Origin of the sequence: Duganella sp., assembly GCF_039595735.1 — a bacterium.
GTDB lineage: Bacteria > Pseudomonadota > Gammaproteobacteria > Burkholderiales > Burkholderiaceae_D > Rugamonas.
The window spans coordinates 93,087-112,109 of record NZ_JBCNLB010000009.1 but is presented as its reverse complement, the minus strand read 5'-3'; the positions used below and the strand labels follow the sequence as shown (position 1 = coordinate 112,109).

Sequence of the window (19,023 nt, the reverse complement as noted above, 5' to 3'; positions counted from 1 at the left end):
ATGGATATCGCGCAGTTGCACTTTCTGGTAGCCGAAGGGGATCAGGTTCAACGCCATGCGCTGGCTGATATCCTGGTTCATGTCGGCGTCGGACATATCACGCAGGCGCCGGATGGCCACACCGCACTGCGCCACTTCAGCGCCGGCATCACGCCGGCGGTCGATATCGCCATCATCGACCTGGCGCTGCCGGGCATGGATGCATTGGAACTGATACGCCGCCTGGGCGAGATGCGCTGCAAGGCCGGCGTGATCGTGGTGGGCGCGCAGACCAACGCCGTGCTGTTCTCGGTGGAGACCATGGCGCTTGCCTATGGCGTCAACGTGCTGGGTGCGATCGGCAAGCCGGTGATCGGCAGCCGTCTGGTCGCGCTGATCAACAACTACCTGCAACCGGCCGAAGCGCACGGCGCACATGATGGCCAGCAGGCCATGACGTTTGCCGAGGTCGGGCAGGGTTTGCAGAACCGTGAATTCGATCCCTACTTCCAGCCCAAGATCGAGCTGGAAACCGGCCAGGTAAAAGGACTGGAGATGTTCGCCCGCTGGCGCCATCCGCTGCGCGGCGTGCTGGGGCCGGCGGCCTTCATGCCTGCGCTGGAAGCGGCGCAGCGCGTCGATTTTCTGGACTGGACCATGATCGAGAAATCGGTGGCGGCCTGCCGCAAGCTGCACGACCAGGGCGTGCCGATCTCGGTCTCCATCAATGTCGACCAGACCACGCTGGCGCACCCGCAGTTCATGGAGCAGATCGCGGCCTGCCTGGACCGGCACCAGATCATGGCCGACTACATCACCTTCGAAATGACCGAATCGGCGGTGCTCAGCACCGACCCGCACTTCCTCGAACGCCTGCTGCGGCTGCGCATGAAAGGCTTCGGGCTGGCGATCGACGACTACGGCACCGGGCGCAGCAACCTGCAACTGCTGGCGCGCATCCCGTTCTCCGAACTGAAGATCGACCGCAGTTTTGTGGACGGCGCGGCCAAGCGCGCCGCCATCGGCACCGTGCTGCGCTCCTGCCTGGGCCTGGCCCGCAGCCTGGATCGCAAATCGGTTGCGGTGGGCGTCGAGACCAAGCAGGATTGGGACTTCCTGCAAGGCCTGGGGTGTACCTACGCCCAGGGCTATTACATCGCCAAGCCGATGCCGGTGGAGGACTTCCCCGCCTGGCTGGCCGACTGGCAGCACTTTTTCTGAGCGCGATCAAAAGCCGCAGATCCTAACAATCGCACACTCGTTGTCTGCCTTCCCGCCGGGAGGGCGCCACATGACGAGGTGCGAGATGGCTAAGCGTAAGAACAACAACGGCGGCGCGGTGGATGGCGCCGGATCGATACTGAGCACAGTTGCCGGGCCGGCGGCGGCGCCGCATCCCGCGCGTCTGGGGCCGCCGAATCCCATCGCGGAACAGCTGCTGGAGAAGGTCACCGGCGACGAGGCGCTGGCCGCCGAGATGCCGTTCAATGTCACCAAACCGCTGGAGTATGGCGAAGCGGCTTACACACCGCATGCCGGCGAGACCCGCACGCCGCCAACGCCGATCGCTACCGCCAGCACCAGCACCGAGACCATCGCCTCGCCCAAGCTGGGCGACGGCCAGCCGGAGATTGGCGACAACGCGCTTACCCGCCCGCTGGACCGCGTGCGCGTCGATGACACCGGCCGCGAACTGACCACTAACCAGGGCGTGCCGGTGGCCGACAACCAGAACTCCCTGAAAGCAGGCCTGCGCGGTCCGACCGCGATGGAAGACTTCATCCTGCGCGAAAAGATCACCCATTTCGACCATGAACGGATTCCCGAGCGGGTCGTGCATGCACGCGGCTCGGCCGCCCACGGCTACTTTGAAAGCTACGAAGACCTGCGCGCCATCACCCGCGCCGCGCCGTTTGCGGCGGCCGGCAAACGCACGCCGGTGTTTGTGCGCTTCTCCACCGTGGTGGGCGAACGCGGTTCGGCCGACACCGTGCGCGATGTGCGCGGCTTCGCCACCAAGTTCTATACCGACGAAGGCAACTGGGATCTGGTGGCCAACAATATCCCCGTATTTTTCATCCAGGATGCGATGAAGTTCCCGGACCTGGTGCATGCGGTCAAGCCGGAGCCGCACCACGCCATGCCGCAAGCGTCCAGCGCGCACGACACCTTCTGGGACTTTGCCTCGCTCAGTCCCGAGATCGCGCACATGCTGATGTGGCATACCTCGGACCGTGCCATCCCGCGCAGCTACCGCATGATGCAGGGCTTCGGCGTGCACACCTTCCGGCTGATTAACGCGCAGGGGCAGTCGCTGTTCTGCAAATTCCACTGGACGCCGCTGGCCGGCACCCATTCGCTGGTATGGGACGAAGCCGCGCGGCTGGCGGGCGCCGATCCGGACTATCACCGCCGCGATCTGTGGGAGGCCATCGACAGCGGTCAGTTCCCCGAGTGGGAACTCGGCCTGCAGGTGTTCACCGAAGAGCAGGCGGCGCAATTCCCGTTCGATATCCTCGATCCCACCAAGATCGTGCCGGAAGAGATGGTGGCGGTGCGCGCGGTCGGCAAGCTGGTGTTGGACCGTAATCCGGACAACTTCTTTGCCGAGACCGAGCAGGTGGCGTTCTGCGCCGCGCACGTGGTGCCTGGTATCGACTTCACGGACGATCCGCTGCTGCAAGGGCGGCTGCATTCCTACATCGATACCCAGATCAGCCGCCTGGGCGGGCCGAATTTTCACGAGATCCCGATCAATACGCCGGTGGCGCAGATCCACAACAACCAGCGCGAAGGTTTCCACCGCCAGCAGATCAACCGCGGCCGCGTCAATTACGAACCCAATTCGCTGGCCGGCGGCTGTCCGTTCCAGGCTGGCGCGCGTGGTTTCAGCAGCTTCCCGCAGCCGATCCACGCCAGCAAGGTGTGCGGCAAGCCGGAGCTGTTTGCCGACCACTACGCGCAGGCGCGCCTGTTCTGGATCAGCCAGAGCGCGATTGAACAGCGCCACATCATCGATGCGTTTCGCTTCGAGTTGACGCGGGTGCAAACGCCGGCCGTGCGCAGCCGCACGCTGGCGCTGCTGCTGAATATCGACAGCCGGCTGGCCGGTGCGGTGGCCGATGGTCTGGGCATGGAGCTGCCGCCGCCGTTGCCGCTGTCGTCGGAGCAGCCGCCGTATGAATATCCGCCCTCGCCGGCGCTGTCCCTGTTTGCGCGTCCCGGCATGCTGGGCGTGCGCACGCGGCGCGTGGCGATCATCGTCGGGCAGGGCGTGGATGGGGCCCAGGTGCGCAAGCTGTACGCATCGCTGCTGGACGCGGGCGCCGTGCCGCGCCTGATTTCAGCGCGTATCGGGCCGCTCGCCACCGCCGACGACAGCCTGCTTGACGTGGAAATCAGTTTCGAGGCCGGGCCGTCAGTGTTATGGGATGGTGCGATCGTGGCCGATAGCCCGGTGTTCGTGGGCGACGCCATGGCGCTGGAATTCCTCAGGCTGCAGTACCGGCACGATAAGCCCATCCTGGCGCTGGGGAACGGCGCCGAGCTGCTGAAAGCGGCCAGGATTCCGCGCAAGCCCGACCCCGGCGTGATCGTGGCGGCGAGCGCGGATGCGGCGGAAGCGCTGAACAGCTTCAAGGCGGTGCTGGCGCAGCACCGCGTCTATGCGCGCGAGAACCTTGCTTCGCGGGTCTAGTCGCCAATGTAAGAGGCGCGCGTCTTGACCAGCATGAGGTCAAGCGCGCCTCTGTCATGCCAGCGGCCTTCGGCCATGACGCCCACCGGCTTGCGCAGCGTGGACAAACCATCCAGCGGATTCTGCTCGGTCAGCACCAGGTCGGCGCGATAGCCGGTCTTGACCTGGCCAAACGGCGTGCCGCCCTTGGTGCGCGCGATGAATTCGCCGGGTGCGCGAGTGGCGGTGCTGAGCGCCTGATATCGGCTCAACTGCGAGCGCTCCAGTTCCGCCAGATTGTCATGCAGCGAGTAGCCGGGGACAAGGCCCGGAATCGACGGCGCATCGGTACCGGAAAGCAGCTGGACGCCGCCATCGGCCATGGCCTTGACCAGTTTGCGTTCAAACGCCAGCTTGGCCGCCAGCCGCGCCGACTTGCTGCCGTAGCTGCTGCGGCGCCACGCCTGACGATCGGCCGGCGTCACATAGGCCGCTTCCGGCGCGGACAGGTAGCGGGCCAGCATCTCCGGCCGGCCAATTTGTTCCGCAAGGGTTTTGAAGGTCACCACATCCGCCGTCACCGCCGCGCCGTATTCACGCACCAGCGCCACGGCTTGCGGAATGCGCGCCTCATCCGGCGGCGCATCGCTTTCCTGCGCGCCGGCCGGGGTAAAGTAGGTGTAGAAGAATTCCTCCAGGTGTGCCACCATCGCCTGGCCTTGCGCCAGTTGCTGCACCAGCCGCACGGCCGTCACGCCATGGCCGACCAGCGGCAGATTGTATTGGCGGCCGGCGTCCGCCAGCGCGCTGAAGACAGAGGGCGTCAAGCCCACATAGGCCTTGATGAAGTCATAGCGGTTGGCGGCCGCCAGTTCGACCACCGCGCGCGCCTGTGCCGGGGTCTTGATCACCAGGCCGTTGTAGTCCGGCGTGCCATCGACCATCAGGCTCGCATAGACGTGCGGGCCGGGCAGGTCGCCGCGCTGGACGGCGGGGATGATGCTGTCCACCAGGTTGGGGCGCGCGCCGCCCATGTTCAGCACCGTGGTCACGCCGTTGGCGAGGTACACCGCCAGGTCGCCGCGGGTTTCGGCGTGCGTGTGCATGTCGGCCAGGCCGGGCGAGAGCCAGCGCCTGCCATAGCCGTCGATCACCTGGGCGCCGGCCGGCACGGGCAGGCCTTCGCCGATGGCGGTGATGCGGCCGTCCTGCACCAGCACGGTCTGGTCCAGCAGCACGCGCTCGCTGTCCATCGGCACCACGTTGACGCGCACAAAGGCGGTGACGCTGGCATCGGCCAGCGCGGCGCCGGCCAGCAGGGCTGCGGCAACGGCCGCGATCAGGCGGACAAATAGGCGCATCAGTATTCGCGCCGGTCCGGCTTGATCTCTTGCAGGATGGTGGTCGAGATTTCCTCGATCGACTTGGTGGTGGAGGACAGCCAGCGGATGCCCTCGCGCTTCATCATCAGTTCCGCCTCATTGACTTCATAGCGGCAGTTTTCCAGTGATGCGTATTTGCTGCCGGCGCGGCGCTCGTTGCGGATTTCGCTCAGGCGCTCGGGCGTGATGGTCAGGCCGAAGATTTTGCTCTTGAACTCGTACAGCGAGGATGGCAGCTTGCCGCGCTCGAAATCGTCCGGTATCAGCGGATAGTTGGCGGCCTTGATGCCGTACTGCATCGCCAGATACAGGCTGGTCGGCGTCTTGCCGGAGCGCGACACGCCCACCAGGATGACGTCGGCCGAGGACAGGTTCTTGTGCGACTGGCCGTCATCGTGCGCCAGCGAGAAATTGATGGCCTCGATGCGGTTCTTGTACTCCTCGCTGTCGACGATGTTGTGCGAGCGGCCGATGGTGTGGGTTGATTTCACGCCCAACTCTTGTTCTAGCGGGGCAACAAATGTCTGGAACATGTCCATGTACATGCCCTTGCATAGACGAATGACATCCGACAACTCGGTCTTGACCAGGGTGGAAAAGATGATCGGCCGCTGACCATCCGTCGCAAACGCCTCGTTAATCTTGCGCACCGCTTCGTGCGCCTTGTCCAGCGTATCGATGAACGGCAGGCGCACCTGGCGGAAGCGCAGCTCGAACTGGGTCAGCACCGAGTGACCGAAGGTTTCAGCAGTAATGCCTGTCCCGTCGGAAACAAAAAACACGGTGCGGGCGGCGGAGGGATGTTGTGGTCGTTGTTCTTGTGTCATGTAGAGGAAGCTATCTTATATTGTGAATCGTCAATTCGGGCCACAGGCTGTAGAATGAAAGACTATGGTTAGATTGTGCTGCACGACGAACAGAATAACAAGAAACAAGTCTGCGCCTCGCTGGAAGATTTCTATCATCAAAAAGGTGTAATTATGTCCAACGCAGCATTGAAGGAGCAGAGTAACGACGCGGTATACGTTGCCTCATTTGAACACTTGCGCATGACGGATGTGGAATCCGTCGGCGGCAAGAACGCCTCCCTGGGCGAAATGATCAGCCAGCTGGCAGGGGCCGGTGTGCGTGTGCCCGGTGGTTTTGCCACCACGGCACAGGCCTTCCGTGACTTCCTGTCGCACAGCGTCGACGGCGGTAAATCGCTGGCCGACCGGATTGCCGATCGTCTGTCGGATCTGAACATCGACGACGTGCGCTCGCTGGCGCAAGCCGGCGCCGAGATCCGTCAATGGATCATCGACACGCCATTCCAGCCGCGCCTGGAAGACGAGATCCGCACGTACTACGAGAAACTGGTGGCCGATTCGTCGACCGAAGTCTCGTTTGCCGTGCGTTCCTCGGCCACCGCGGAAGACTTGCCGGACGCGTCGTTCGCCGGTCAGCAGGAGACCTTCCTGAATGTGGTCGGCATCGACAATGTGCTGGATGCGATGAAGCATGTGTTCGCCTCCCTGTATAACGACCGCGCGATTTCCTACCGCGTGCACAAGGGCTTCACCCACGCTGAAGTGGCGCTGTCGGCCGGCGTGCAGCGCATGGTGCGCTCCGACCTGGGCGCGGCCGGTGTGATGTTCACCATCGACACCGAGTCCGGCTTCAAGGACGTGGTGTTCGTGACCTCCAGCTACGGCCTCGGTGAGACCGTGGTGCAGGGCGCGGTGAACCCGGACGAGTTCTACGTCCACAAGCCGATGCTGGAAAAAGGCAAGTCGCCGGTGATCCGCCGCAACATCGGCTCCAAGCTGATCAAGATGGAATTCACGGCGGAAGCCAAGGCTGGCCGCTCGGTGAAAACCGTGGACGTGCCGGTCGAGCTGCGCAACCGCTACTCGCTGACCGATGACGAAGTCGTCGAGCTGGCCAAGTACGCGGTCATCATCGAAAACCACTACCAGCGTCCGATGGACATCGAGTGGGGCAAGGATGGCCGCGACGGCAAGCTGTACATCCTGCAGGCGCGTCCGGAAACCGTGAAGTCGCAGCAGAAAGCCACCGACGTGCAGCAGCGCTTCAAGCTGAAGTCGAGCGGCACGGTACTGGCGTCGGGCCGCGCCATCGGCCAGAAGATCGGCGCCGGTCCGGTGCGCGTGATTACCGATCCGTCGGAAATGGAACGCGTGCAGCCGGGCGACGTGCTGGTGGCCGACATGACCGACCCGAACTGGGAACCGGTGATGAAGCGTGCTTCGGCCATCGTCACCAACCGTGGCGGCCGTACCTGCCACGCGGCGATTATCGCGCGTGAGCTGGGCGTGCCGGCGGTGGTCGGGTGCGGCGACGCGACCGAGGTGCTGAAGGATGGCACTTTCGTGACCGTGTCCTGCGCAGAAGGCGACGAAGGCAAGATCTACGACGGCCTGCTGGAGACCGAAGTGTCGGAAGTCTCGCGCGGCGAGCTGCCCAAGCTGCCGACCAAGATCATGCTGAACGTGGGCAACCCGCAGCTGGCGTTCGACTTCCAGGCGGTGCCGAATGGCGGCGTGGGCCTGGCGCGTCTGGAGTTCATCATCAATAACAACATCGGCGTGCACCCGAAAGCGATTCTGGAGTACCCGAACATTGATGCCGACCTGAAGAAAGCGGTGGAGTCGGTCGCGCGCGGCCACGCTTCCCCGAAAGCCTTCTACGTCGACAAGCTGGCCGAGGGCGTGGCGACCATCGCCGCCGCGTTCTGGCCGAAGCCAGTGATCGTGCGCCTGTCGGACTTCAAGTCCAACGAGTACAAGAAGCTGATCGGCGGTTCGCGTTACGAGCCGGACGAGGAAAACCCGATGCTGGGCTTCCGCGGCGCCGCGCGTTACCTGGCGGCCGACTTCGCCGGCGCATTCGAAATGGAATGCGCAGCGATGAAGCGCGTGCGTAACGACATGGGCCTGACCAACGTCGAGATCATGGTGCCGTTCGTGCGTACCCTGGGCCAGGCCGAGAAGGTGGTTAACCTGCTCGGCAAGAATGGCCTGGTGCGCGGCGAAAACGGCCTGCGCCTGATCATGATGTGCGAAGTGCCATCCAACGCGATTCTGGCGGAGCGTTTCCTGGAGCACTTCGACGGCTTCTCGATCGGTTCCAACGACCTGACCCAGCTGACCCTGGGCCTGGACCGCGATTCCGGCATGGCGCTGCTGGCGGCCGACTTCGACGAGCGCGACGACGCGGTGAAAGCCCTGCTGTCGCAAGCGATCCAGGCCTGCCGCGCGCAAGGCAAGTACATCGGCATTTGTGGCCAGGGGCCATCCGACCACCCGGACTTCGCGGCCTGGCTGATGGAGCAGGGCATCGAATCGATGTCGCTGAATCCGGACTCGGTCATCGACACCTGGCAGAAACTGGCGTCCTTGCAGAAGTGATTGACGTGCGCTGAAAATGGTATAGACTGAGGTTATCGAATTTAGTAGCAAAAAACTCTATCAATACCATCTGTCAGCAGCAAAAAAACCCTCGCAGCCCATTTCGGGAAGCGGGGGTTTTTTCATTTGAAAGGAGCGCATCATGGCTGATTGGAGCTACTGGCTGGCCGCGGCAGGCCTGACAGTGATACTGGAACTGTTCAGCGGCACGTTTTACCTGCTGATGATCGCCATCGGCCTGGCGGCCGGCAGCGCCGCCGCCTTGCTGGGCTTGGGCGGCGAAGTACAGCTGCTGGTGGCGGCGGTGGTGGGCGCCGGCGCCACCGGCGTACTGCGCCGTAGCCGCTTTGGCCGGCAGCAGGGCAGCGTGCAGGCCGAGCGCGATCCCAACGTCAACCTCGACATCGGCCAGACCGTGCATGTGCCGGAGTGGCGCGATAACGCCGCGCGCGTGATGTACCGCGGCGCGCTGTGGGACGTCGAACTGGCGCCGGGCGGCACGCCGGCGCCGGGGCAGTACACCATCCGCGAAGTACGCGGCAGCCGCCTGATCGTGGCGGCTTAAGATTAACCAACGGAGAACCACATGGACATCAGCATTGGTAATGTCACCTTCATTTTATTTATTCTGGCTTTGGTGTTTGTCATCAAAACCATCAACGTGGTGCCGCAGCAGCACGCATGGGTGGTGGAACGGCTGGGCAAATATCACGCGACCCTGGGGCCGGGCCTCAACATCGTGATACCGTTTGTCGACCGCATCGCCTACAAGCACGTGCTGAAAGAGATTCCGCTGGACGTGCCGCCACAGGTCTGCATCACGCGCGACAACACCCAGCTGCAGGTGGACGGCATCCTGTACTTCCAGGTGACGGATGCCATGCGCGCGTCGTACGGCTCGTCCAATTACATCGCCGCGATCACCCAGCTGGCGCAAACCACGCTGCGCTCGGTGATCGGCCGCATGGAACTGGACAAGACCTTCGAGGAGCGTGAGCACATCAACACCACCATCGTCAACGCCATTGACGAATCGGCTGCCAACTGGGGCGTGAAAGTGCTGCGCTACGAGATCAAGGACCTGACGCCGCCCAAGGAAATCCTGCATGCCATGCAGGCGCAGATCACCGCCGAGCGCGAAAAGCGCGCCCTGATCGCGGCGTCGGAAGGCCGCAAGCAGGAACAGATCAACATCGCCAGCGGCGAACGCGAAGCGCAGATTGCGCGTTCGGAAGGCGACAAGCAGGCCGCCATCAACCGTGCGCAAGGTCAGGCGGCGGCCATCGTGGCGCTGGCGGAAGCCAATGCGTCGGCGCTGCGCCAGGTCGGCGCGGCCTTGCGTGAACCAGGCGGCGACGAGGCCATGAACCTGAAAGTGGCGGAGCAGTACGTCAACGCCTTCGGTCAACTGGCCAAGACCAATAATTCGATTATCATACCGGCCAATTTGGGCGACATGAGCGGGCTGATTGCCACCGCCATGCAGGTCGTCAAGACACAAGGCAAGATCATCAAGGAGTAAGTATGGGGACCTGGGCAGTGGACGCCTTCGGCAATGATTACGCGCAGGACTGGGCGGAGGACTTGCACGAGACCAGCAATCTGGATGCGGTGGAAGACACGCTCAACACGGTACTGGACAGCAGTGCCGGGCTGGAGGCGCCGTTTGCGGCCGAGGCACTGGTGGCGCTTGAAGTGCTGGCGCGCCTGCAAGGCAAGGGCGGGTCGCGCACCGAGGACAGCGCGGCCGTCGATGAATGGGTGGACGCGCGCAAGGCCAAAGCCAGGCCGCGTGCCGACCTGGCCGAGAAAGCCGCCCGCGCCATCGAGCGCATCCTCTCGCCCGACAGCGAGCTGCGCCAGCTGTGGGAAGACAGCGAGCACTACACAGCCTGGCGCGCCGCCGTGGAAGACCTGCGCACCCGCCTGTAAAATCCGGGGTCAGGTCCGCCATTTCTACACGGTCTCAGCCGTAGCGTCGCTACGGCTGAGACCGTGTAGAAATGGCGGACCTGACCCCGGAGTGAATATATGAACCAGCAAATCGAACAACTATTGGCTTTTTTGCACCGCCACCGGCGCGTGCTGGTGCTGACCGGCGCCGGTCTCAGCACCGCGTCCGGCATTCCCGATTACCGCGACAAGGATGGCGTGCGCCGCGGCCGTAATCCGATTCAGGGGCCGGATTTCCGCAAGTCCGAGGCGGTGCGCCGCCGCTACTGGGCGCGCAGCATGGCCGGCTATCCGACCCTGGCCGGCGCCTCGCCCAATGCCGGCCACCACGCGCTGGCCGAACTGGAAGCGGCCGGACGCATCCACGGCATCATCACGCAAAATGTCGATGGCCTGCATACGCGCGCCGGCAGCCGCAAGCTGATCGAGCTGCATGGGAATATCCACGGCGTGCTGTGCCTTGATTGCCGCATGGTGCATCCGCGCGCCGAGATTCAGGCATGGCTGGCGCAGGCCAATCCGGCGCTGGTGCCGACCGGGCCGGCCGGCGAGGTGGTGCCGGAAGCGCGTCCCGATGGCGATGCCGAGGTCGAACTGGATGAGTTCCAGGATTTTCAGCTGCCATACTGCAGCGCTTGCGGCGGCACGCTGCAGCCGGATGTGATCTTCTTTGGCGATAATATCCCGCCGCAGCGCACCGCCGATGCCCTGGCCATGGCCGGGGAGGCGGACGCGGTGCTGGTGGTGGGATCGTCGCTGATGGTGTTTTCCGGCTACCGCTTCGCCAAGCTGGCGGCGCAGGCAGACAAGCCGATCGCGGCCATCAATCTCGGCAAAACCCGGGCGGATGACTTGATCGGCTTGAAGGTGGAGGCGTCGGCAGTGGAGGTGCTGCCGCTGCTGCTCTGATTAATTTCGCTGCAGCATGGAGCGGACGATGGCTTCTTTCGCCAGCACGTAGTCGTGCCCGGCCAGCACGAAGTTGGTGTTGGGCTGGATCACCTTGACGTTGATGAACACCATGTCGCTGGTCTCCGCGTACGACCCCACCACAATCGCTTGCGCATTGTGGCTGTTGGCCACTTCGCCAATCTCGCGCGTGAGCATCAGCTCGCCCTGGTTGCGTTTCAGGTAGACGCTGTTACGCAGCTTCATTTCCAGCATGCTCAGGCCGCCTTGCGCCATGCGCGTGGACAGCTGCTCGGACACCAGCCGCCCCAGCGTGGTGGTCTGCTCCAGCGCGTCGATATTTACCACGGTGGCCATGATCAACGGCTTGTCGGCCACCAGTTTGCCGCTCAGTTGCTGCAGCAGGGCGTCGGCGGCCTTGTAGTTGGCGTTGATGAACTGGTTGGAAGAAATGGTGGCGTAATTGCCTTCTTCCTGTTTCGGCGTGGAGGAGCAGGCGGCCAGCAGCAGCGGCGCGGCCAGCAGGGCGGTGCGCAAGACGGTTTTCAGCATTACATGTCTCCGCGTACCTGGAAGGTACGGGTCAGTTTGGGTTCTTCGGGCTTGGGATCGACTATGCCGTACAGCACGCGGTCGCTGTCGGCCACGTAGTAGGCCGAGGTGTTGCGCGCCAGATAGCGGTACTGGTCGGACACCGAGACGGTGACGATGATTTCGGTCTTCGGCGTGGCGCCTGGTGCGAACTGGGCGTTGAACCAGTCGTAAGCGTCCCAGGCGCCGGCGCCGGCCGCCACGTTGAACAGGGCCGGCGCCTCGATCTCGCTCAGCAGCCAGACGCCGGCGCCCAGGATGGCGCGCTCGCCGTGGTAGCGGTATTGCGGACGGTTGGCGCTGAAGGTCACGGCCTGCACATCCAGATCGACCTTGAGCGAGCCGGCCGGCGTGCGCGAGACCACATGGCCATCGTTCACCAGCGAGGTGGTCAGCTGGGTGGCCAGCGCGCGCTGGAACGGCGTCGGGTCTTTCGGTTCATTGATATACACCGGGCGTGGCGGGCTCTTCTTGAGCTCGGCCGCCACCTGTTTCTCGATATTGTCGGAAATGACGCCCCAGTGGTAAGCCGCCTGCAGTTTGGCCTGCTTGGTGGTGGGGAAGTTGGCCGCCAGCGGCGCCGGCGTGTAGCGCGCCGCGCATCCTGCCAGCAGAATTCCGGCGGCCAGAGCCATTGCAGTTTTCAGCGCCATGATTGCCTCATCGTCAAAGGTGCGAATGTAAAATCGTTTGCCATCCAGTTTAGCATGGATGTTTCTAATTAGAAATTCTCCAGACGATAAAAAACCCGGTGCGGGACCGGGTTTTGTACAGAGTGCGCAACAGTTTTAGCGGCGGTGGGTTTTCATCGCCTGCGCAACCTCGCGCTTGCCGTCGCGATCTTTCTCCGTGGCACGTTTATCATGCATTTTCTTGCCTTTTGCCAGGCCGATTTCACATTTGATGCGGCCGGCCTTGTAATGCAGGTTGAGCGGCACCAGGGTGTAGCCGGCGCGCGTGACTTTGCCGATCAGCTTGTCGATTTCCTGCCGATGCAGCAGCAGCTTGCGGGTGCGCACCATGTCGGGCGTGATATGGGTGGAGGCGGTCGGCAGCGCGCTGATGTGGGCGCCAAACAGGAACAGCTCGTCGCCCTTGATGGTGACGTAGGCTTCCTTGATCTGCACCTTGTTGTCGCGGATGGCCTTGACTTCCCAGCCTTCCAGCACGATGCCCGCTTCAAAGCGGTCCTCGATGAAGTAGTCAAAAAAGGCTTTTTTGTTATCGGCTATGGTCATGAGATGGTATCGGTTAAACTACTGCTTTGCGCTGTACAGCGCGAATAATTCAACATCATAGCAAATGGTTAGCACATGGCAGTAGTACACAAATCAGTTTTACTCGGTTACAGCGCCCAACAAATGTTCGATCTGGTGGCTGCCATCGAGGACTATCCCAAATTCTTGCCATGGTGCGGTGGTGTGGAGATCAAGGAACGCCATGGCGACACGGTGGTGGCCAGTGTTGGCATCAACTACCACGGCGTCAAGCAAAGCTTTACCACTGCCAATGAAAACGTGCCTGGCGCTGCCATCAAGATGACGCTGGTGGACGGTCCTTTCAAGTGCCTGGATGGCGTGTGGACCTTCAAGGCGCTGCGCGACGATGCCTGCAAGATCGACCTCGACCTGCACTATGAATTTTCCAGCGCCTTGCTGGCCAAGCTGGTAGGTCCGGTGTTTGGCATGATTGCCAACAGCATGGTGGACTCCTTCTGCAAACGGGCGGAAACGGTGTATGGCGGCTGAAACCATCCCCATCCAGGTGTGCTATGCCAGCGACACGCTGCAGTTCCTGCGCGCGCTGCAAGTACCGGTGGGCACCACGCTGGAGCAGGCGGTCGCCCTCAGCGCCCTGGCGGCGGAACTGCCGGGTGTGGATGTGAACACGCTGGAAACCGGCATCTACGCCAAGAAAAAACCGCGCGACACCATCCTGCGCGAGCACGACCGCATCGAACTCTACCGTCCCCTGATCGCCGACCCCAAACACGCCCGCCGCCGCCGCAAAACCCCCGCGTCCGGTTGATCTGGATCAGAAGGTGCCGCTTACCACTCCGCACAATAGAGCATTATCCCTTCCCGGAGGTCGTTATGGCGTCCGAATCCAAATCTCCGGTGCAGTTTGCATTTAGCGGCAGGTTCTCAAAAAATCTTTACCTCACTCTTAGTGCCGTAGAGTTTCGCGCGCTAAAGCTTCTGGTTGCGGAGGAGCCGGAAATCGGAGCCAGACTGCGCGGTTCCCGGAATTCGCGATCACTGGATTTCGGCGGCTGCGTTGTCTATTACTCTTACGAACCTTTATTCCGGGCCGTCTGTTTTATGGATGTTGAAAAAGTGGAGTGGCATGGTTCGCGGCCTCCAGGTTGTTTCCGACGGCTTGGGAACTTTCTTGGTTTATAGATATCTCAAAACATCGGAGGTGAATATTATGGATACCAAGGGTATTCTGGAAGGCATTGAGGAATTCCGTCGATACTTGCTGGGCGAGGCACCGATGCTGGTAGGCGGCGTGCACGATGACATTGCCAATCTGGTGCCGACCTATTTTCAAGGTCCGCCCAATCCTGATGCGGAAATATGGAAATTCTTTGACTATGTGAAGGAAAATCCTAAGCGTTTTGAAGCAGAGTTGCGCCGACATCATGAAGAGATAGTGCGGGCGCATTGGGCGCGGCTGGGGCGCTAGCTCAGGCTGGCCAGCAGGAACGCTTGCGTTCTGGGATGGCTGAAGAACTCGGTATGCCAGACTTCGTTTTGTTTTTGCTCGGCGCTGCCGAAGTTGAGGATGTGGTCGACGGCCGGGACGGCCCGCGGGAGCAGGACGCCGGCGTAAGGGACTACCATGTCGTTGGCGGTATTCAGCAGCACGCGCGAGAGCAGGGCGCCGGTGCGTTCCAGCAGCGAATCGCCGTAATCGAAGTTGGCGCGCGCGTAGTAGCTGTTGGCCTCGGTCAGCAGGCTGGCGCCGCGGTCCAGTTGTCCGATCAGCGCCGAGCCGCTGGCCAGCGCCTGCACGCTGGGGCGACTGTAGCCCAGCGACACCACCATGCGCGCCAGCCCGATCACGATGTCCAAGGCCATGCCATTGCTGAGCGAAGCCAGCATGGCCGCCACGTTCAGGAAATGCTCGATCTCGTCAGATGAAGCCAGCGGCGAGCCCTGATTAGCCGCGGCGATGAACATCACCTTGCCGACCGCAGCGATGCGCCCGGCACGCGCCCGTGCCACCTCGGCCAGGGCCTCGCTCAGCAGCGAACGCACCACCAGCCCGCCGCGGCTGTGGCAAACCATGTCGATTTCCCAGCCGGCATCCGCCGGCAGCGACAGCAGCAGGTCGAGTGCATTGCGCTGCGGCGTCTTGGCGATGGTCCAGTGGTCGTAGGCAAAAACGCGGCCCTCGTAGCGCGCCAGCAAGGGCTGCAAGTCGAGCGCGCCAAACGCGCCGGCGCTGGAGCTGAAGACGCCGTGCACCAGCAACAGCACCTTGCGCCCGCGCGCCGCCGCCAGCTCCTCCGGCGTGGCCGGCTGGCCGTAGCCATGGCGCAGCGACAGCAGACGCTCCGGCTTGCTGTGCTCCTCGATGCGTTCGATCATGGTTTGCGTGATGTGCTCCTTGGCGCGCAAGGTGCCTTGCACGATCCAGTCCCAACCCTGCGGCATCATGCCCTGCGTCGACGATGGAAACAGGAACTGCACGCAGCCGCTGTCCTTGTGGCGCACGATGTGCAGTTCGCTGTCGACGATGTGGGCGGTCGGCAGCGGCGGCGTGCCGGCCAGCAGCTCAAGCCCCGGCGGCGCCGACAGCAAGGCGTGATCGTCTGCCGCGTCCTGCAGGGCGCGATGCAACTCGGCTTGCTTGGCTGGGGGGAGCTTCATCATGCCGGATAGTGTAGCGCCGTCGCCGCGCCGCCCTTTGCACTGTTGCAAACAGATTTTGCAGGGATGTGCCTTCCTCGCGGCCAGCGATCAGCCTAAGATACACTCATCGTTACTTCCCGCTAAGAGTTCATGATGAGACGCAATCGCTTGCTGGTGGTCGCCCTGTTGTACTGCACATTGCCCAGCGTGTGGGCTGGTGCGGCCTGTCCGCCGGTCACGCGGGTCGGCCTGAGCGACCTCGGCTACACGGCTTACCGCGAGCAGGGCCGCATCAGCGGCATCGCGGTCGAGATCGCCAACGAAATGGCGCGCCGCACCGGCTGCAAGTTTGAATTTCACTGGTATCCGCGCCAGCGCCTGTTCATCGAGCTGGCGGCCGGCCATATCGACATGACCATGGGCTCGGCCCGCACGCCGGAGCGTGACGCCTATGCGCGCCACCTGCCTTACGCCTACCTGCAATATGATCTGGTGCTGGCCGCCGCGCCGGCGCGCCAGTACCGCAGCCTGGCCGATTTCGTGGCGCATGGCAGCGGCCGGCTCAACGTCACGCGCGGCGTGACGTATGGCGCCGCCATCGACGCGCAGCTGGCGCTGCTGGCCGCCGCCGGCCGGCTGGAAGTGGTGAATGATTATGAAACCGTGTTCGGCAAGCTGGAGATGGGGCGCGCCGACGGCACCCTGGCCACGCCGCCGATCTATGGCAAATACCTGAAGCACAAGCACTTGCAGGAGCGCGCCGTGGTGATTCCGGTGGCGGAAGCCGGCGCGCGTTTCACCGGCATTTACCTGTCCAAGAAAACCGTGCCGGAAGCGGTGCGCCAGCGCTACGCCGCCACCCTCAAAGCGATGGTGGCGGAGCAGGATATCCGCACCCTCTACGCACGTTATTTTGATGAAGCCATCCTCAAGCGGACTTTCCGACAAGGCCCAGGCCCATTGCTTGCGGCCTTGTCGGCGCCGGAGGATTAACGGCCGTTGACGTCCACCGTTTTGGCGTCCAGCTTGACCTTGACGCTGGCGGCTGGCTTGGCGCCGGCCGAATCAGCCAGCGTGACCAGGTACTCGCCGGCGGCGATCTTCCAGGTCTTGCTGGCGCTGTCGTACACGCCGAGCAGACGCGGATCGATCTGCACCGTGGCCTTGCCGCTGGCGCCGGCTTTCAGCTCCAGCTTGTCCCAGCCGCCGAGGCGCTTTGGCGCTTCCCAGCCGCCCGACACTGGCGACACATAGACCTGGCCGACGGCCTTGCCATCGCGCTTGCCGGTGTTCCTGATGCTGAAGGTGACGGCAATGCCGTTGCCCGCAGCCTGCGCGCTCAAGTCGTCATAGGCGAAGCTGGTGTAGGACAGGCCGTAACCGAATGGGAACAGCGGCTTGTGGCCTTTCAGGTCGAACCACTTGTAGCCGACGGCTGCGCCTTCGATGTTGTAGTCGGTGGTGACCTTCTCGATGATGTTTTCATCCTTGGTCTTGGCGTCGCCATCCAGTTTTGGACGCGGCAGCTGCGCCAGCGAGGCCGGGAAGGTGGCCGGCAGGCGGCCGGACGGGTTGACTTCACCGGCCAGCACGCGCGCGATGGCCGCGCCGCCGTTGGTGCCCGGATACCAGGCTTCCAGCACCGCGCCAACATTGTTCAGCCATGGCATCACGACCGGGCCGCCGGTCTGCAGCACCACCACGGTTTTCGGATTGGCTTTGGCCACGGCGGCGATCAGGTCATCCTGTTTGTTTGGCAGGTTCAGATCGTCCGAGTCGAAGCTTTCGGCCATCCACTGGGTGCCGAACACGATCACCACGTCGCTGTTGGCGGCCAGCTTGGCCGCGGCGGCCACGTCCTTGCCGTCGTTGTAGCTCAGTTTGGCCTTGGTCAGCTTGGCCAGTTCGCCCATCGGCGACGAACGGTGATACACGATCGGACCAGGGAACGAAGTCGGGCCTTCGTTCGGCACGGCCGAGCCGCCTTTCGGATACACCTGGGCCGAGCCGCCGCCCGACAGCACGCCAACGTTGGCGTGGCCGCCGATGATGGCGACGCTGCGCACGCCGGCCGCCAGCGGCAGCAGGTTGTTGTGGTTCTTCAGCAGGACGATGGCTTCTTCAGCGTCGGCCTGGGTGACCTTGCCGTGGGCGTCGAAATCGATGCCGGCGTCGGCCGAGGTTGGCGTCGCCACCGGATGCTCGACCACGCCGTTGGCAAACATGGCCCAGGTGATGCGCTTGACCATGTCATCCAGACGCGCCTGCGGCACGTGGCGGTTGACCACCGCTTCTTTCAGCGGCGCGTTGAAGTAATCCGATTTGTCGAACGGGAAGCCGGACTGCTGGTCCAGGCCGCGCAGCGCGGCCGGGATGGTGGAGTGGGTCGCGCCCCAGTCGGACATGACGTAGCCCTTGAATTTCCAGTCCTGCTTCAGCACTTCATTCAGCAGGTAATCGCTCTCGCAGGCGTAGTCGCCGTTGACGCGGTTGTAGGCGCACATGACCGAGCCTGGATTGCCGCGCTCGATGGCGAATTGCAGCGCCAGCAGGTCCGACATGCGGCCAGCCTTGTCTTCGATCTTGACGTTGACGTGGTTGCGGTTGGTTTCCTGGTCGTTGAAGGCGTAGTGCTTGACGGTGGAAATGATGTGGTTGGATTGAATACCGCGAATCTGCTCGCCCACCATGATGCCGGCCAGCAGCGGATCTTCGCCGCCGTATTCAAAGTTACGGCCATTGCGCGGCTCGCGCATCAGGTTGACGCCGCCGGCCAGCAGCACGTTGAAGCCGGTCGAACGGGCTTCGCTGCCGATCATGGCGCCGCCGGCGAAGGCCAGCTTCGGATTCCAGGTGGCGGTGGTGGCCAGGCCCGAGGGCAGGGAAGTGCGCTCATACGGTTTCTTGGACACGGCCTGGGTGGCGACGCCGACGCCGGCGTCCGACTGCCATTGCGATGGCAGGCCCAGGCGTGGCACGCCCGGCACCCAGCCAGCCGAGTCAGGACGGCCGTCTTTCGGCTGCTCGTATTTCTTTGGCGAGAACTCGGTCGAGAAATAGGCGAACACGGTCTGGATTTTTTCATCCAGCGTCATGGCCTTGACCAGCTGGTCGGCACGCGCTTCTGGCGACTGCGCGGGATTCAGCCAGGGTTGGTTTGCGTCTGCGGCGTGCGCGGCGCCGGTCAGAATGAGTGGATAAGCCAGTGCCAGAGACAGCCAGAGACGCTTTTTCATACAGTAAATTGTCCTTGTAGTTATTTG

At 63.1% G+C, this 19,023-nt stretch carries 18 protein-coding genes; 11 read left to right on the top strand and 7 right to left on the bottom strand.

Going from position 1 to position 19,023, the window contains the following annotated elements; all coding sequences use genetic code 11:
• Both ABDW57_RS16815 and ABDW57_RS16810 read left to right on the top strand, forming a co-directional pair.
• The gene (locus ABDW57_RS16815; protein WP_343731323.1) at positions 1–1,200 is read left to right on the top strand and encodes an EAL domain-containing response regulator; all 1,200 of its coding nucleotides are present in this window, start codon (positions 1–3) and stop codon (positions 1,198–1,200) included.
• Between the two features lie 85 nt (positions 1,201–1,285).
• Positions 1,286–3,676: a catalase gene (locus tag ABDW57_RS16810; protein WP_343731322.1), complete on the top strand. Its 2,391-nt coding sequence runs from the start codon at positions 1,286–1,288 to the stop codon at positions 3,674–3,676.
• Here the strand turns inward: ABDW57_RS16810 and ABDW57_RS16805 are convergent.
• Both ABDW57_RS16805 and ABDW57_RS16800 read right to left on the bottom strand, forming a co-directional pair.
• Positions 3,673–5,016 (bottom strand): amidohydrolase family protein, encoded by a 1,344-nt coding sequence (locus ABDW57_RS16805; RefSeq protein WP_343731321.1) that lies wholly within the window; start codon positions 5,014–5,016, stop codon positions 3,673–3,675. The two genes, ABDW57_RS16810 and ABDW57_RS16805, sit on opposite strands and share 4 nt — an antisense overlap.
• Positions 5,016–5,864: a pyruvate, water dikinase regulatory protein gene (locus ABDW57_RS16800; RefSeq protein ID WP_343731320.1), complete on the bottom strand. Its 849-nt coding sequence runs from the start codon at positions 5,862–5,864 to the stop codon at positions 5,016–5,018. The genes ABDW57_RS16805 and ABDW57_RS16800 overlap by 1 nt, the downstream gene beginning before the upstream one ends.
• A 153-nt stretch (positions 5,865–6,017) precedes the next feature.
• Between ABDW57_RS16800 and ppsA the strand changes: the two genes are divergently transcribed.
• The 5 genes from ppsA (at position 6,018) to ABDW57_RS16775 (ending at position 11,309) form a co-directional block, all read left to right on the top strand.
• Positions 6,018–8,447, top strand: coding sequence for a phosphoenolpyruvate synthase (gene ppsA / locus ABDW57_RS16795; RefSeq protein WP_343731319.1), 2,430 nt, complete (start codon positions 6,018–6,020; stop codon positions 8,445–8,447).
• Positions 8,448–8,589: 142 nt separating this feature from the next.
• Positions 8,590–9,012, top strand: a complete 423-nt coding sequence (locus ABDW57_RS16790) for an NfeD family protein (RefSeq protein WP_343731318.1) — start codon at positions 8,590–8,592, stop codon at positions 9,010–9,012.
• Positions 9,013–9,033: 21 nt separating this feature from the next.
• Entirely contained in the window at positions 9,034–9,969 is a 936-nt protein-coding gene (locus tag ABDW57_RS16785; RefSeq protein WP_155463901.1) for a stomatin-like protein, read from the top strand.
• A 2-nt stretch (positions 9,970–9,971) separates the two neighbouring features.
• On the top strand, positions 9,972–10,379 hold the full coding sequence (locus ABDW57_RS16780) for a DUF4259 domain-containing protein (RefSeq protein WP_343731317.1): 408 nt from the start codon (positions 9,972–9,974) through the stop codon (positions 10,377–10,379).
• A 99-nt stretch (positions 10,380–10,478) separates the two neighbouring features.
• Positions 10,479–11,309: an NAD-dependent protein deacetylase gene (locus ABDW57_RS16775; protein WP_343731316.1), complete on the top strand. Its 831-nt coding sequence runs from the start codon at positions 10,479–10,481 to the stop codon at positions 11,307–11,309.
• On the opposite strand, the gene ABDW57_RS16770 is transcribed toward ABDW57_RS16775, so the two are convergent.
• From ABDW57_RS16770 to smpB, 3 genes are all read right to left on the bottom strand, one after another.
• Positions 11,310–11,861, bottom strand: coding sequence for a FlgO family outer membrane protein (locus tag ABDW57_RS16770; protein ID WP_155463898.1), 552 nt, complete (start codon positions 11,859–11,861; stop codon positions 11,310–11,312).
• Positions 11,861–12,553, bottom strand: a complete 693-nt coding sequence (locus ABDW57_RS16765; protein WP_343731315.1) for a hypothetical protein — start codon at positions 12,551–12,553, stop codon at positions 11,861–11,863. Before ABDW57_RS16765 ends, ABDW57_RS16770 begins: the two co-directional genes overlap by 1 nt.
• Before the next feature lie 135 nt (positions 12,554–12,688).
• Positions 12,689–13,138 (bottom strand): SsrA-binding protein SmpB, encoded by a 450-nt coding sequence (smpB, locus tag ABDW57_RS16760; RefSeq protein ID WP_176649516.1) that lies wholly within the window; start codon positions 13,136–13,138, stop codon positions 12,689–12,691.
• 75 nt (positions 13,139–13,213) lie between these two features.
• Here smpB and ABDW57_RS16755 point away from each other — a divergent pair, with 75 nt between their 5' ends.
• The 3 genes from ABDW57_RS16755 (at position 13,214) to ABDW57_RS16745 (ending at position 14,588) form a co-directional block, all read left to right on the top strand.
• Positions 13,214–13,648 (top strand): type II toxin-antitoxin system RatA family toxin, encoded by a 435-nt coding sequence (locus tag ABDW57_RS16755; RefSeq protein ID WP_343731314.1) that lies wholly within the window; start codon positions 13,214–13,216, stop codon positions 13,646–13,648.
• Complete coding sequence (locus ABDW57_RS16750; RefSeq protein ID WP_343731313.1) at positions 13,638–13,928, top strand: RnfH family protein; 291 nt, start codon at positions 13,638–13,640, stop codon at positions 13,926–13,928. Before ABDW57_RS16755 ends, ABDW57_RS16750 begins: the two co-directional genes overlap by 11 nt.
• A 318-nt stretch (positions 13,929–14,246) precedes the next feature.
• On the top strand, positions 14,247–14,588 hold the full coding sequence (locus ABDW57_RS16745; RefSeq protein WP_343731312.1) for a hypothetical protein: 342 nt from the start codon (positions 14,247–14,249) through the stop codon (positions 14,586–14,588).
• On the opposite strand, the gene ABDW57_RS16740 is transcribed toward ABDW57_RS16745, so the two are convergent.
• A complete protein-coding gene (locus ABDW57_RS16740; protein ID WP_343731311.1) occupies positions 14,585–15,781 on the bottom strand; it encodes a hypothetical protein in 1,197 nt (398 codons plus the stop codon). The two genes, ABDW57_RS16745 and ABDW57_RS16740, sit on opposite strands and share 4 nt — an antisense overlap.
• Before the next feature lie 129 nt (positions 15,782–15,910).
• On the opposite strand from ABDW57_RS16740, the gene ABDW57_RS16735 reads away from it, so the two are divergent.
• Positions 15,911–16,753: a transporter substrate-binding domain-containing protein gene (locus ABDW57_RS16735; protein WP_343731310.1), complete on the top strand. Its 843-nt coding sequence runs from the start codon at positions 15,911–15,913 to the stop codon at positions 16,751–16,753.
• Here ABDW57_RS16735 and ABDW57_RS16730 read toward each other — a convergent pair.
• A complete protein-coding gene (locus ABDW57_RS16730; protein WP_343731309.1) occupies positions 16,750–18,996 on the bottom strand; it encodes a glycoside hydrolase family 3 C-terminal domain-containing protein in 2,247 nt (748 codons plus the stop codon). The genes ABDW57_RS16735 and ABDW57_RS16730 overlap by 4 nt on opposite strands.
• Positions 18,997–19,023 lie beyond the last annotated feature (27 nt).

Bases quoted from the DNA above. Each gene is read 5' to 3' on its own strand.
- ABDW57_RS16780 (WP_343731317.1), top strand. From the start codon at position 9,972: ATGGGGACCTGGGCAGTGGACGCCTTCGGCAATGATTACGCGCAGGAC.
- ABDW57_RS16785 (WP_155463901.1), top strand. From the start codon at position 9,034: ATGGACATCAGCATTGGTAATGTCACCTTCATTTTATTTATTCTGGCT.
- smpB (WP_176649516.1), bottom strand. From the start codon at position 13,138: ATGACCATAGCCGATAACAAAAAAGCCTTTTTTGACTACTTCATCGAG.
- ABDW57_RS16765 (WP_343731315.1), bottom strand. From the start codon at position 12,553: ATGGCGCTGAAAACTGCAATGGCTCTGGCCGCCGGAATTCTGCTGGCA.
- ABDW57_RS16750 (WP_343731313.1), top strand. From the start codon at position 13,638: ATGGCGGCTGAAACCATCCCCATCCAGGTGTGCTATGCCAGCGACACG.
- ABDW57_RS16745 (WP_343731312.1), top strand. From the start codon at position 14,247: ATGGTTCGCGGCCTCCAGGTTGTTTCCGACGGCTTGGGAACTTTCTTG.
- ABDW57_RS16815 (WP_343731323.1), top strand. From the start codon at position 1: ATGGATATCGCGCAGTTGCACTTTCTGGTAGCCGAAGGGGATCAGGTT.
- ABDW57_RS16790 (WP_343731318.1), top strand. From the start codon at position 8,590: ATGGCTGATTGGAGCTACTGGCTGGCCGCGGCAGGCCTGACAGTGATA.
- ABDW57_RS16730 (WP_343731309.1), bottom strand. From the start codon at position 18,996: ATGAAAAAGCGTCTCTGGCTGTCTCTGGCACTGGCTTATCCACTCATT.
- ABDW57_RS16735 (WP_343731310.1), top strand. From the start codon at position 15,911: ATGATGAGACGCAATCGCTTGCTGGTGGTCGCCCTGTTGTACTGCACA.
- ABDW57_RS16805 (WP_343731321.1), bottom strand. From the start codon at position 5,016: ATGCGCCTATTTGTCCGCCTGATCGCGGCCGTTGCCGCAGCCCTGCTG.
- ABDW57_RS16810 (WP_343731322.1), top strand. From the start codon at position 1,286: ATGGCTAAGCGTAAGAACAACAACGGCGGCGCGGTGGATGGCGCCGGA.
- ppsA (WP_343731319.1), top strand. From the start codon at position 6,018: ATGTCCAACGCAGCATTGAAGGAGCAGAGTAACGACGCGGTATACGTT.
- ABDW57_RS16775 (WP_343731316.1), top strand. From the start codon at position 10,479: ATGAACCAGCAAATCGAACAACTATTGGCTTTTTTGCACCGCCACCGG.
- ABDW57_RS16755 (WP_343731314.1), top strand. From the start codon at position 13,214: ATGGCAGTAGTACACAAATCAGTTTTACTCGGTTACAGCGCCCAACAA.
- ABDW57_RS16770 (WP_155463898.1), bottom strand. From the start codon at position 11,861: ATGCTGAAAACCGTCTTGCGCACCGCCCTGCTGGCCGCGCCGCTGCTG.
- ABDW57_RS16740 (WP_343731311.1), bottom strand. From the start codon at position 15,781: ATGATGAAGCTCCCCCCAGCCAAGCAAGCCGAGTTGCATCGCGCCCTG.
- ABDW57_RS16800 (WP_343731320.1), bottom strand. From the start codon at position 5,864: ATGACACAAGAACAACGACCACAACATCCCTCCGCCGCCCGCACCGTG.